General features: G+C 66.6%; 12 protein-coding genes. 2 read left to right on the top strand and 10 right to left on the bottom strand.

What is annotated here, in order from left to right; genetic code table 11:
• Nucleotides 1-172 precede the first annotated feature (172 nt).
• The 9 genes from draG to ACE3OV_RS11445 all read right to left on the bottom strand — a co-directional run bounded on the left by draG (nt 173) and on the right by ACE3OV_RS11445 (nt 7278).
• Nucleotides 173-1126 carry an ADP-ribosyl-[dinitrogen reductase] hydrolase gene (gene draG / locus ACE3OV_RS11485; RefSeq protein WP_374327259.1) on the bottom strand — a complete coding sequence of 318 codons (954 nt, stop codon included), beginning with the start codon at nt 1124-1126 and terminating at the stop codon, nt 173-175.
• Nucleotides 1105-1677 (bottom strand): nitrogen fixation protein NifQ, encoded by a 573-nt coding sequence (locus ACE3OV_RS11480; RefSeq protein ID WP_374327258.1) that lies wholly within the window; start codon nt 1675-1677, stop codon nt 1105-1107. Before ACE3OV_RS11480 ends, draG begins: the two co-directional genes overlap by 22 nt.
• Nucleotides 1678-1684: 7 nt before the next feature.
• Nucleotides 1685-2047: a 2Fe-2S iron-sulfur cluster-binding protein gene (locus ACE3OV_RS11475; protein ID WP_374327257.1), complete on the bottom strand. Its 363-nt coding sequence runs from the start codon at nt 2045-2047 to the stop codon at nt 1685-1687.
• Nucleotides 2048-2120: 73 nt separating this feature from the next.
• Nucleotides 2121-2408 carry a 2Fe-2S iron-sulfur cluster-binding protein gene (locus ACE3OV_RS11470; RefSeq protein ID WP_374327256.1) on the bottom strand — a complete coding sequence of 96 codons (288 nt, stop codon included), beginning with the start codon at nt 2406-2408 and terminating at the stop codon, nt 2121-2123.
• 16 nt (nt 2409-2424) lie between these two features.
• Entirely contained in the window at nt 2425-3696 is a 1272-nt protein-coding gene (locus tag ACE3OV_RS11465) for an FprA family A-type flavoprotein (RefSeq protein ID WP_374327255.1), read from the bottom strand.
• Nucleotides 3674-4144, bottom strand: a complete 471-nt coding sequence (locus ACE3OV_RS11460; RefSeq protein ID WP_374327254.1) for an ArsC/Spx/MgsR family protein — start codon at nt 4142-4144, stop codon at nt 3674-3676. The genes ACE3OV_RS11465 and ACE3OV_RS11460 overlap by 23 nt, the downstream gene beginning before the upstream one ends.
• Before the next feature lie 704 nt (nt 4145-4848).
• Nucleotides 4849-5127, bottom strand: coding sequence for a 4Fe-4S binding protein (locus tag ACE3OV_RS11455; protein WP_374327253.1), 279 nt, complete (start codon nt 5125-5127; stop codon nt 4849-4851).
• On the bottom strand, nt 5128-6630 hold the full coding sequence (gene nifB / locus ACE3OV_RS11450; RefSeq protein ID WP_374327252.1) for a nitrogenase cofactor biosynthesis protein NifB: 1503 nt from the start codon (nt 6628-6630) through the stop codon (nt 5128-5130). It lies immediately after the preceding gene.
• Between the two features lie 123 nt (nt 6631-6753).
• Entirely contained in the window at nt 6754-7278 is a 525-nt protein-coding gene (locus tag ACE3OV_RS11445) for a YgjP-like metallopeptidase domain-containing protein (RefSeq protein WP_374327250.1), read from the bottom strand.
• A 127-nt stretch (nt 7279-7405) separates the two neighbouring features.
• Here ACE3OV_RS11445 and ACE3OV_RS11440 point away from each other — a divergent pair, with 127 nt between their 5' ends.
• Both ACE3OV_RS11440 and ACE3OV_RS11435 read left to right on the top strand, forming a co-directional pair.
• Complete coding sequence (locus ACE3OV_RS11440; RefSeq protein WP_374327248.1) at nt 7406-8485, top strand: hypothetical protein; 1080 nt, start codon at nt 7406-7408, stop codon at nt 8483-8485.
• Nucleotides 8485-9471 carry a YgcG family protein gene (locus ACE3OV_RS11435; RefSeq protein WP_374327247.1) on the top strand — a complete coding sequence of 329 codons (987 nt, stop codon included), beginning with the start codon at nt 8485-8487 and terminating at the stop codon, nt 9469-9471. The genes ACE3OV_RS11440 and ACE3OV_RS11435 overlap by 1 nt, the downstream gene beginning before the upstream one ends.
• Nucleotides 9472-9485: 14 nt before the next feature.
• Here ACE3OV_RS11435 and ACE3OV_RS11430 read toward each other — a convergent pair whose 3' ends face one another.
• On the bottom strand, nt 9486-12191 hold the full coding sequence (locus ACE3OV_RS11430; RefSeq protein WP_374327246.1) for a methyl-accepting chemotaxis protein: 2706 nt from the start codon (nt 12189-12191) through the stop codon (nt 9486-9488).
• Nucleotides 12192-12232 lie beyond the last annotated feature (41 nt).

Raw genomic sequence — 12232 nt, 5'->3', positions numbered from 1 at the left:
GAGGCTTTCTGGACGGTCTGTTGGGGTCGGGGGAGAGGGAGGTGACCGTCAGGCTGATGTCTGGTCAGCGCATGAGTTCAGAATAAAGAGCCGGCCCGGCGGCGGCAAGTAACGGTTTGCAACAGCGCGTATCGGCCTGTGTTGTGGCCGCTGGCGATACCTCGCCGCCCGCTCAGACAGGCGTTTCGGCGAGACGCAGCAGGGCTTCCGCCTGCTTTTCGCAGCGCACCCGGGTCAGTTCGTCGAGGCCGCGCAGCCAGCGTTTGGGAATCGCCGCCAGCCCGTAGCGGGCGCCGGCCAGCATGCCGGCGATGGCGCCGGTGGTGTCGGCATCGCCGCCACGATTGACGATGTCGATCAGGCAATCCTCGAAGCACTCGGTGGCGAACAGCGACTGGAATACCGCCTGTATGGTGTCGACGACGTAGCCGGACGGATTCTCGGCGTGCTTGCGGTCCCAGGCGTAGCAGGGAAAGTCGGCGACCAGGCGGGCGGCGCGTTCGCGTTCGACGCTCAGCGCGTCGCGCCCGGCGAGGAAATCCTGGACCATGAAGACCAGCGTCTCGCAGGCCGCGTCGGACACCGCGTTGTGGTGGGTGACGTGGGCCTGGGCGCGGCTGGCGGCGATCACCTGTTGCGGCGACTGGCCGTAGCAGGCGAGCGCCACCGGCAGCACGCGCATGGCGGCGCCGTTGCCGGCGTCGTGTTCGGACGGCGGCGCCTCCGGGTGGCGGCTCTTGCGGAAAGTGACCAGGTTGCGGCGCACCGTGTTGCCGATGTCGACCGGCTTGCCACGCATCCAGGCGTCAAAGGCGTCGGCGGCGGCCAGCGCGTCGACCTTGCCGGCGGCGAGGATGGCCTCGCCGAGCGCCAGCGACATCGTCGTGTCGTCGGTGACCTGGCCGGGCTTCAGGCGCAGCCAGCCGCCGCCCCGGATTTCGTCGTGGACGCCGTACTGCAGGCGAATTTCCGCCGGGGTCATGAACTCGACGGTGGCGCCCAGCGCGTCGCCGATCGCCAGGCCGAGATAGGCGGCAATCGCGCGCTCGTGAAGCGGCGGGCGTTCCTGGGTGACACGCCGGCGCACCGGCGCGTTGCGGGCAATCAGTTCTCCGGACCAAAACATTTTGCGTGATCGGCGCAGACGCCGCAGGAAGGGGCGGGGCAGACATAAATGCCCTCGCGCGCGCAGAATTGGCGATAGAGGAATTTCTTCCACTTCATGTCGCCCGTGTTGGCGGCGGCGAGGGCCGGGAAATTGATGAACATCAGCTGGCTGAGTTCGTTGCGGTCATTCAGTCCGAGATCCTGCCACAGGTGGTCGCGGCCGATGCAGGCGGCGGTCAGGATGTCGGCCATCCAGTCGGCGCTGGCCAGGCCGGGCGCCAGGTGGTCGCGCAGCAGGCGCTGCAGTTCCTCGGCTTCCGGCAGGTCGAGCCGGGAATCCGGCGCTGGCGGCAGCGGGCAGCCGGGGAAATAATCGCGCAGCAGCGCCGCGTGACGTTCGGCACCCAGGCCGAGGTCGGCCGGCAGGCAACCCTCGCCGGCCGCCTGCCCGGCGAGCAGGCTGGCCAGCAGGGGACGGTTCGCATCGTCGCGCGCCGCGGCGCCGGCCGGCGCGGCCAGCAGGCCGGCTTGCAGCAGCGAACGCCAGGGCAGACGATCCGGACCGTTCATCACGAACTCATTTGCTCGGGTACTCGATCAGCAGGTCCTCGTCGCGCAGAACCATCTGACAGGCGAGACGCCATTGGGTCGGGCACAGGTCGTCGACCAGCATCTTGTCGACTTCGGCCTGGGTGATCTTGCCCATTTCGCGCAGCACGCGGATTTCGTGGTCGGTCAGCGGGGCGCCCATCGGGCTGCGCTTGGCGTCGACCGACGAGACCTTGACCAGGCAGGTGCCGCAGTCGCCGTTCTCGCAACCGAAATCGATCGGGATGTGATGTTCCTTGGCCAGCGTGAGCACGGTCTGGGTGCGGCTGCCGGCGACGGCGTAAACGGTCTTGTCCTTGTGCAGCGGACTGCTGAAAGTGATGAGTGCCATGTCTTGTTTCCTTTGGATTGAGCGGGTTAGCGGGTTTCTCTGTGGGTGTTGGGGTGTTGTTTTGTGCGGTGATTCAGGCCGGCTTGACGACGATTTCGCCGCCCAGGATCTGCGCCTGGCAAGCCAGGCGGTGGCCGCGCGGGGCCATGTTGTCCTTCAGCACCTGGTCTTCGAGGACGCTCGGCGGGGCGAGGTTTTCGCCGCCGGAAATCACCTTGGTCAGGCAGGTGCAGCATTCGCCTTCGCGGCAGCCGTAGGTGATGCCGGCGCCGACCTTTTCCGAGACCTCGATCAGTCGGGTGCCGGCGGGGACGGTGACGGCGACGCCGATGTCTTCGAAGGTGACTTTCGCTTTAGGCATTTCCTTTTCTCCTGGTTCAGGCCAGTTCGGCCATGTCGATGACGCGGGTTTCGAGACGGCCGGTCAGATGGCGCGCCAGTTGTTCGCCGAGGTCGCGGCAGGCGGCCAGTTCGCCGTTGTCGGGGACCAGCTTGATGCGCAGCCCTTCCACCGGCACGCGCAGCTTGAGGCCGCGCAGGCGGTCCTCGATCAGCCGCACTGCCTCGCCGCTCCAGCCGTAGGAGCCGAAGGCGGCACCCAGCTTGCCCTTGACGTTGACCGTGGTCAGCGACGACAGCACGTCCCACACCGGCTTGACCGCGTCGCCGTTGATCGTCGGGCTGCCGAAGGCGAGCGCGTCGGCTTCCTCGATCAGGTCGGTGAACACGCCGGCCTCACCGCCTTCCAGGTCGTAGAGCGAGACGCGCACGCCACCCAGCGCCTCGGCGCCGGCTGCCAGCGCTTCGGCCATGCGCCGCGTGTTGCCGTAGGCCGAGATGTAGAAGACGAGCAGCGTCTTCTCCACCCGCGCCTCGTTGAACAGGCGCGGCGTCGCCAGCTCGCGGTAGCGGTGCACATAGTCGCGCGGCTGCTGGCGCAGGATCGGCCCGTGCGCCGGGGCGATCGCCGTCAGTTCGAGCGGCTCGATCAGCGCCACCGCGTCGAGCACATGCTCGCGGAAGGGGCGCATGATGTGCGCGTAGTAATACTCGAACGAGAAGCGGAAATCGCCGACGCGGTCGCTGAACAAGCGCGGATCGCAGAAGTGGCAGCCGAAGATGTCGCCAGAGAACAGGATGCCGTCCTCGACCAGGTAGGTGCACTGGGTGTCCGGCCAGTGCAGGTAAGGCGTGTGCAGGAAGCGCAGCGTGCGGCCGCCGAGGTCGACGCTGTCGTCGGTGGTCACCGGGATGTACTCGGGCGGCTTGCCGCCGGCTGGCTTCAACAGCGCCTTCAGCATCATCTGGGCGCGGCTCGACAGATAGACCCGCGCCTGCGGCGCGCGGCGCAGCAGTTCGGGCAGGGCACCGCTGTGGTCCGGTTCCAGGTGGTTGAGGACGATGGTGGTGATTTCGTCGTAATCGGCGACCGATTCCAGACGGCGGAAAAAGTCGTCGGAAAAGCTTTCCTTGACCGTGTCGATCACCGCCACACCGTTTTCGCCGCGTACTACGTAGGCGTTGTAGGTCGTCCCGTTGGCCGTCTTCAGGATAATGTCGAAACTGCGCAGGTGCGGATCGAGGGCGCCCACCCAGTGGACGCCCGGGGCGACCTCGACGGCGGAATCAGTGGCTGCCGCAAGCGGCATGCTCTGCCTCGTCGTCGTGATCGTGGCTGCCGCAGCTACCGTGTCCGTCGGGACCATGCACGCAGGCCTCGATGTTGCCCGCCGGCAGCTCGACGCCGTTCAGACCGATCCAGGCATCGACCGCCGCGGCATCGAAACCGACCATGCGCTCGTCGCCGACTTCCATCAGCGGGCGGCGGATCATCAGGGGATTTTCCAGCAGCAGTTGCAGCGCGTGCTCGTGACTGATGTTCTCCGGCACGATCTGCCCAGCCTTGATCGCCGGCGCGCTCGGGTTGAACCAGCGGGCAACCGGTAGCTTGGCAAGGAATTGCAGCAGGCGCTCGGCGGTCCACGGCTCGGTCTTCAGATTCTTCGCCTGGACGGTGTGGCCGGCGGCGGCGAGCAGGGTTTTCTGGCGCAGGTTGCCCTTGCAACCGGGCTTTTCGTAGAAGGTGATGGTGGCCATGCGGGTGGGTTCCTGGTTATGGAGTCAGAGGGGCCGTTGGGATTGGGATGAGGTGCTTATTGTTTTTGGGGTGCTTGTTCTAGTGGTTTTGCTTACTGATCCGCTGTTTTCCGCGCCTGACGCGCGGGCGTACTTTTTCTTGTTTGGCCAAGAAAAAGTAGCCAAAAAGAAGGCCACCCCTAGGTCAGCGCCCGCTGCGCGGGTTCCCTGCGCTACTCGGTCCTGGCGGGGGCTGCGCAACTCGCCGCTACGCGGCTCAGACAGTGCTCGCCCTTTATCCGCCAGGCCCTGCGTTGCTCGGCGCCTCCCAAGGGGCCCGGTAAACCGATCGCTGCTGAAAGTACAACGCTCTTTCAACCGTAAGCCGTCGTATACCGCTGGTTTTCGGGGCCCCCATGTGGAGCGCCGAGCAACGGAGAAGGGCCGGGGGAAGTCGGCGAGCACTGTCTGAGGCCCGTAGGGCCGAGTTGCGCAGCCGCCCGGCCCTTCGAGTAGCGCAGGGGAGTCGGCGCAGCCGACCGCGTAACCTGGGGTGGCTTTTTCTTTGGCTACTTTCTTTTTTCCACAAAAAAGAAAGTACGCCCGCGCGTCAGGCGCGGAACCCGGCGCTTCAGAAGCCAAAGCCGCTTGCACGTCCAAAGCACTAGAAGCGCCCAAAGCCGACCAGGCCCAAACCCGGTCGGCCACCAGCGGCGAAGAAGCTCTTACGCCGCGTCCCGCCACAATCCCAGCTCCTTCAGCTTCTCGATCGGGATGCCGGTCAGCGAGCCGGGCGGGTTCAGGAATTCGCCCAGTTCATTGACGATCGCCATCTCGATCGGACAGATCGCGGCGCATTGCGGGTCGGCGTGGTCGCCCAGGCATTCCGTGCATTTGTCGGGCTCGATCAGGAAGTGCGGCTTGTCTTCGTAGATCGCGTCGTTCGGACAGACATCGACGCAAGCCCAGCAATTGACGCAGGATTCGGTAATCTGCAGTGCCATTTACGCCACCTTCAGAGTATCGGCTTGCGGCAGCAATTTGCCGGTCGCCGCGATTTCCTTGTACACCGCCATCACCGCTTCCTCGATCGGCTCCATCGCGTGTTCGCCGTTCGGCGCGATGCCGGCGGCTTCCAGCTTGGCCCAGGGCTCGTAACCGACCTTGGAGCAGAGCACGACCTCGCAGCCGGACAGAATCCGGATGTTGCGGTCGAGCAGCGATTCGCTGCCGCCCGCCTCGACCAGGTCGCCGTCGCCGCAGGCGTCCATGCCGCCGCAGTAAAGCTCGGTCTTGCGGTGGCTGATGAAACGCACACCTTCCGGCGAAGCCTCGTAGATCAGGAACTCGCGGGCATGGCCGAAGTGTTCGGCGACCAGGCCGTTCTTGCCGGCCACCGCCATCAGCACCGGCCGCGAACCTGCCGGGATGTCGCTGGGCTTGGGTTTGGCGAGGCCGCGTTCGGCTTCCAGCTTGTCGATGATCTCGTCGTGCACCTGCTTGCGGCGGACCATGGCGGCTTCGTAGTCGATGTCCATGACGTCGATCTTGTCCATGGTGAACTCGTCGCCGCGGTCCTCGCCGAGCAGGCCGACCGCATCGGCGCGGCACTGGCGGCAGTGGCGCATCATCGCCATGTCGCCGGCGCAGGCGTCCTGCAGCTCCTGCAGCATCTCCTGGCTCGGTTCCGGCTGGCCCATGATGCCGTAGTAGGTGCCGTGCTCGGCCTCGGCGATCAGCGGCATGACGTTGTGCAGGAAGGCGCCCTTTTCCTTGACGATCTTCGAGACTTCCTTGAGGTGCTGGTCATTGACGCCGGGGATCAGCACCGAATTGACCTTCACCAGGATGCCGCGCTCGGTCAGCATCTGCAGACCCTTCTGCTGCTGCTCGATAAGGATCTTCGCGCCTTCGATGCCGAAGATGCGCTTGTTCTGCCAGTAGATCCACGGATAGATCTTGGCGCCGACTTCCGGATCGACACAGTTGATGGTGATCGTCACGTGGTCGATGTTGTGCTTGGCGATCTCGTCGACATGCTCGGGCAGCGACAGCCCGTTGGTCGACACGCACAGCTTGATGTCCGGGGCCTTCTCGGAAAGCTGGCGGAACGTGTCGAAAGTGCGGCCCGGGTTGGCCAAGGGGTCTCCCGGTCCGGCGATGCCGAGTACCGTCATCTGCGGGATCTCGGCCGCCACCGCGAGCACCTTCTTGATCGCCTGGTCCGGCGTCAGCAGCTCGGAAACGACGCCCGGGCGGGATTCGTTCGAACAGTCGTACTTGCGGTTGCAGTAATTGCACTGGATGTTGCAGGCCGGCGCCACGGCGACGTGCATGCGGGCGAAGTAGTGGTGCGCCTGCTCGGAATAGCAGGGGTGGTCCTGGACCTTGGCGCGGATGTGCTCCGGCAGGTGGGCCAGCGCGTCGGGTGCGCTGCCGCAGCCGCTGGAAGAGCAACCCCCACCTTCGGCGGCCGCTGCGTTGTTGCTGATGACTGGAAGTTCCACGGTCGGGCTCCTGGAAATCGGTTCGCAGTCATTTCAGCAATCGTTGTGCCAGGGTTGGATTCCCTTTTTAATCAGTGGCTTGTTTGTTTTCTTCTGGCTCGCTGTCGGGTCGCTTGTCGCAAATCAGACAGCCGCCGGCCACAGCGGCGCGCCGCCGGCGGCCAGGTGGCAGAGATAGACCCGGGTGTCGAATTCGAGCTGGTGATAGTCTGGCGCGATGTGGCAACACAGGGCGTAGAAGGCCTTGTCGTGGTCGCCTTCCTTGAGATGCGCCAGCTCGTGGGCGACGATCATGCGCAGGAATTCCGGCGGCGCCTCGCGGAATACCGCGGCGATGCGGATTTCGTGTTTGGTCTTGAGCTTGCCGCCCTGGACGCGGGCGATCCGCGTGTGCGTGCCGAGCGCCCGGCCGACTGATTGCAGCTTGCCGTCGAACAGGATCTTGCTCGGCTGCGGCGCGTTGCGCAGGTGGTCGGCGCGCAATGCCTGGACATAGTCGTGCAGCGCCCGGTCGGTGCGGATCGCGTGCGCCGTCGGGTATTTGCGGCGCAGCGCCTCGCCCAGCCGTCCCTCGGCGAGCAGGCGGGCGACCGGTTCGGTCAGGCTGGCCGGGTAAGCGGCAAGATAGGGCGGGAGCGGGGCAGGCAAGGCGGGCGGCAGTCGGGGAGAGGCGCGGATTGTCCGGCGAAACGCGGATTCTGGATAGGGGAAAACAGCAGGCGGCGGGCGGTTAAACTAGGCGCATATCGGCCGCAGCACTTTCCGGAGCCCCAGCATGGAATGGCAGCAAGTCCTCGACACCTTCTCGCGCATGCCCGCCGGGCAACGCCAGCTCTGGTGGCTGGCGGCGGCCGGCCTGCTCTTCCTGATGCTTGGCCTGCTCTGGCTGGAAAGCCGCCTCTTCAAGCGTTCCGGGCGCGTCGCCGGCTGGCTTTTCGTGCGCCTGGTGTCGGCGTTGGCGGCGCCGCTGCTGCTTGCCGTGCTGATCGTCCCGGCGCGCATGGTCGGCGGCCCGGAGGCGCTGGCGGTTTTCTACGCCGCCCTGTTGTTTGTCGCTCCGCCGCTCTGGTTCGGCAGCCACCTGCTGGCCGGCCGCTGGGCGAGGCCGGCGCTGACGGGCGGCGAGAGCCTGGCGCTGGCGGTCAGCGGGCTGCTCATCCTGGCCATTCCCGGCACCGCCTTCCTCGCCGCCGAAGCGCCGCTCTATGCGGCCGCCCGCGAGATCGGCAAGCAGCGCACGCTGCCCGCCGACAACACTCCGCTGCGCCACGCCGTGCAGCCCGTACAGCGCTACCATCTGCCCGGCGTCGGGCTGATCTACACCCAGTCCCTGCTGGCGCCGCCCGATACCCGGCTGCTCGCCGTCGAGCAGCGCCAGGGCGGGCTGTGGCCGGGCGAGCAGGGTAGCGCCCATCCGGTGTACTGCATCAACGGCAACGACCTGCACCTCATGTGGTCGGCCAAAGAGGAAGCACCCTACCTGCGGCTGCATTGGGAAAAGGGCTTCGGCGGCCGGCAGCGCTCGGAATTCACGCCGGCGCTGGATTTCGCCAACGCCCCGCCGGCCGCCGAATTCACCGTTGCCTTCCGGTCCGACGGCGTCGATCCGGTGGCGCCGATTCCCCGGCCGCGCGCCTACCTGATCCTCGAACAGCCCGGCCTGACGCCCTACACGCAGATGCTTGGGGCGCCGCCTGAAGCCGGCGAAAAGCGCAGTAGCGACTGCGTGCTGAGCGGCTTCACGCGCTGGACCGCCGGCGGCGGTGACTGGCAGCTGCGGGCGATCGGCTTCAGCTTCCAGTTGCCCAGCGGCGAGCTGTTGCGCAGCCTGATCGAACGGCACGCCACGGGCTGATGGAAACCATGGCCGCCGCCCGCCTGAATCTTCTGAACTGGCAGCGCCTCTGCCTGGCGTTCTGTCTGGCGTGCGTTGCGCTCGCCGCCCACGCGTTCGAGCCGCCGGCCTTCCAGGGCGACGTTCTGGACGAGGCCGGATTGCTCTCCGCCGAGGAACGGGCGACGCTCACCCGGCGCATCGCCGAACTGCGCAGCCAGGACGGCATCTGGGCCGCCGTCCTGATCACCGGCAACCTGCAGGGCGACGGCATCGAGACGGCGGCGGTCAAGACCTTCGAGCACTGGCGCCTCGGCCGGGCCGACAAGGACAACGGCCTGCTGGTGCTGGTCGCGCCCAAGGAGCGCAAGATGCGCATCGAAGTCGGCTACGGGCTGGAAGGCGTGCTGACCGACGTGCTGAGCAAGCGCATCGTCGACGGCGTCTATGGGCCAGCTTTCCGCGACAAGCGCTACGCCGATGGTCTGCTCGCCGGCTTCGACGTCATGAGCCGGAGCATGCAGGGTGATCCCGCCACCCTCGCCGAACTGAGCGTCGGCGCCGGGGAGCAGGCGGCGGCGATCGACGGCGCCCTGTTCCTGGCGTGGCTGGGCGCGGTCTGGCTCGGCAATCTGTGCGTGCCGCTGCTTTACTGGCTCTTCCGGCGGCGGCGCGGCGGTGCCGCCGGTGAATCGGCGCAGAAACTGCGTGGCGCCTTGATCCTGTTCGCTTTCTTCGGCCTCTTCTTCGGTCTGTTCCTTGGCGTCTTCTCGCAAGCCTTCCCGGCAGACCCGGAGATCGTCTGGGCGCTGCTCGGCGCCAATGCTCTCTTCGCCCTGGTCTTTACCCTGCCACTGTCGTTCGGCGGCCAAGCCGGCGGCAAAGCGACGGCCGACACCGGCTGGAGCGCCGGGTCGTCGTCATCGTCCTGGGATTCGGGGAGCAGCGACTCGTCGTCGTCGGGCGGTGGCAGTTCCGGGGGCGGCGGCGCTTCCGGCGATTACTGACGGCGCCAGCGGCATCAGAATTCGACCCATTCGTCGTCGCTGACGTTGCGTGGCGGCGGCGCCAGGCGCTTCGCCGTGCCCGGCAGCGCCGGTCGGGCGACCGCTTGCTGCGGCGCTGCGGCGACCGGCGCCGTCCTGGTCTGGCCGTGGCGCTTCTTCATGCTCCGGATCTGGCCGACGGTGAGCGCCGACAGCGCCGCGAAGTCATCGCGCAGGCGGAGTGCCGCAGTTTCCTTGTCGCCCTTCTGGGCGAGGCGGATCACGTCGGCGGCGCAGCTGTGGAAGGCGGCATGGTTGCAGCGCATCTCCTCGAACAGGGCATCGTTGCCGTAGCTTGCCTTGCCGTCGGAATAGATCCATTTGCCCATCGCGCACTTGTCGTCGCAGCCGACCACGTTGGGGTCGAGCGGCTCGCCCTTGCCGTCGAGGCATTGCTGCAGTTTGTGCTTCCACTGCAGGTGGGCCTGAATGATCGCGTCGAAATCGACCCCGCCGGTACCGCTGCCGAGCATCAACGATTTCCCGTCGAGGCTGAACACGTTGACCGCCCGCGTCAGGCCCTCGACCTGTTCTTCGAGCGACTCCGCCGCCGCCGCCGCCTCTTCGACCAGCGCGGCGTTCTGCTGCGTGACGCCGTCCATCTGGGAGACGGCGCCCGACATCTGTTCGATGCCGGTCGCCTGTTCCCGGCTGGCTTCGGCAATGCCGCTGACCAGTCGCGCCAGTTGCTGGAAGGCGCCGACCACTTCGTGGATGGTTTTGCCGGTGTCGTGCACCAGTTGCACGCCATCTTCGACCTTGCCGACCGATTCGTCGATCAGCGCCTTGATTTCCTTGGCCGCCTCGGCCGAACGTTGCGCCAGGTTGCGCACCTCGCTGGCCACTACGGCGAAACCGCGCCCCTGTTCGCCGGCCCGCGCCGCCTCGACCGCGGCGTTGAGGGCGAGTATGTTGGTCTGGAAGGCAATGCCGTTGATCACGCCGATGATGTCGGCGATTTTCTGCGAGCTGGCCTGGATGCCGCTCATGGTGTCGACGACGCGGCCGACCATGGCGCCGCCGCGCACCGCCGTGTCATTCGAACTCGTCGCCAGCTGGGCGGCGGTGCTGGCGAGTTCGGCGTTGTTCCTGACCGTTGTGTTGAGCTGCTCCATCGAACTGGCGGTTTCTTCCAGGCTGGAGGCTTGTTCTTCCGTGCGGTGCGAGAGATCCATGTTGCCCGAGGCGATTTCCCGGGTGGCGACGCCGATCGCGTCGGCCGCCTGCTTGATCTGGGCAACCACCGCACGCAGCTGGTCGGTGGTGGCGTTGGTGTCGTCCTTCAACTGGCCGAGCGTGCCCTCGTAGTTGCGGTCGATGCGTTGCGACAGGTCGCCGCGTGACAGGCCGTTGAGCACGCGGGCGACGTCGTCGAGTGCTTCGAGCACGACGCCGAGCAGCTGGTTCATGCCGAGCGCCATGTCGAGGAAGAAGCCTTCCTTGTCGCCGGTCTTGATCCGGCGGCTGAAATCACCCCGCACGGCGGCTTCGAGAATGCTCCGGATTTCCGCCTGGGCCTGCACTTCCAGGGTGCGGTCGCGCCATTCGGCGACCGCGCCGATGCGCACGCCGTCCGCCGTGATCACCGGGTTGGCGGTCACCGTCATGTGGCTGCCGCCGATCTGCAACTGGGCAGTATGCGTCCGGCTCAGGCCAGCCAGCAGCCTGGCCTGGTGCCCGGGGTCCTGGTGGAAGCTGTCGATGCTCTGGCCGATCAGCTGGTCGGCGCTGAAGCTGGGCAGCTGGCGGCGGATCTCCGTTTCCGCGTTCTTCAGCAGCGCCTGCACCGACTTGTTGGCGTAGATGATCCGCCGCTCGGTATCGGCGATCATGACGCCGGTGCTGACGTTGTCGAGCGCGATCTTGACGCGCAGCATCTCCCGGGCTGCCTCGTGTTCGGCGGTGGTGCGGGCGAGCAGGTTCTGCTGCATGCGCTTGAGCGCCGCCAGCAGGCTGTCGTCGCTGCCCGGCGGCAGCGGGATGGCGAAATCCAGTTCGTTGTTGGCCACCCGGTTGGCCACGGCAACCGCCAGTGCCGGCTCGCCGCCAAGCATGCGGAGCAGCAAACGCTGCAGATACCAGCCGGCGCCGACCAGGCAGAGCGCGATAACGATGCCGAGCCACAAGGTTTGCGTCTGCGCCGACGCGCTCAGGCTGACGGCAGCGCCTGCCGTCTCATCGGCCAGTCCGGTGATCTCCTCTTCCATCCGGTCGAGCCGGGCCGTCAGCTTTTCCGCCTGGGCGTCGAATCCCACCTCTGGTGCCTTCATCTTGGCATTGCCGGCGTCGCGCCCATCGCTGACGTAGGCCTGCGCCATGTCCACCCCGGCCGCGTGAAACGCCGCCAGCGCCTGCTGTAACTGGGCGATCTCCGCAGCCAGCGCCGGGGTCAGCTCGGCCAAGCGGTCGAGTTGCGCCTTCGCCTGCTGCAGGTTCTGCTGTGCTTCCTCATAACCCGCGGCGTCGCCGGTCGCCGAGACGTCAGTCAGGAACTGCTGGATCTGCACGACGTTGAAGCGGGCCTGCAACATGGCGCGCAACGCCGGCTGGCTGACATCGCGTTCCCGTTTGACCGTGTCGAGGTTGCCTGCGAACCCGGACCAGGCGACGGCAACCAGCGCCAGAATCAGGAGGACGGCCACGCTGGTGGCAACGGTGAGCAGCTTTTTGATAGTATTCATGTCCGGCAGTCTCTTATTTTGTCAGCCTGATTCCCCAGCCT

This window comes from Azonexus sp. (genome assembly GCF_041909095.1).
GTDB lineage: Bacteria > Pseudomonadota > Gammaproteobacteria > Burkholderiales > Rhodocyclaceae > Azonexus.
Note: the sequence above shows the minus strand (reverse complement) of the source record. Positions and strands in the feature narration are given on the sequence as shown.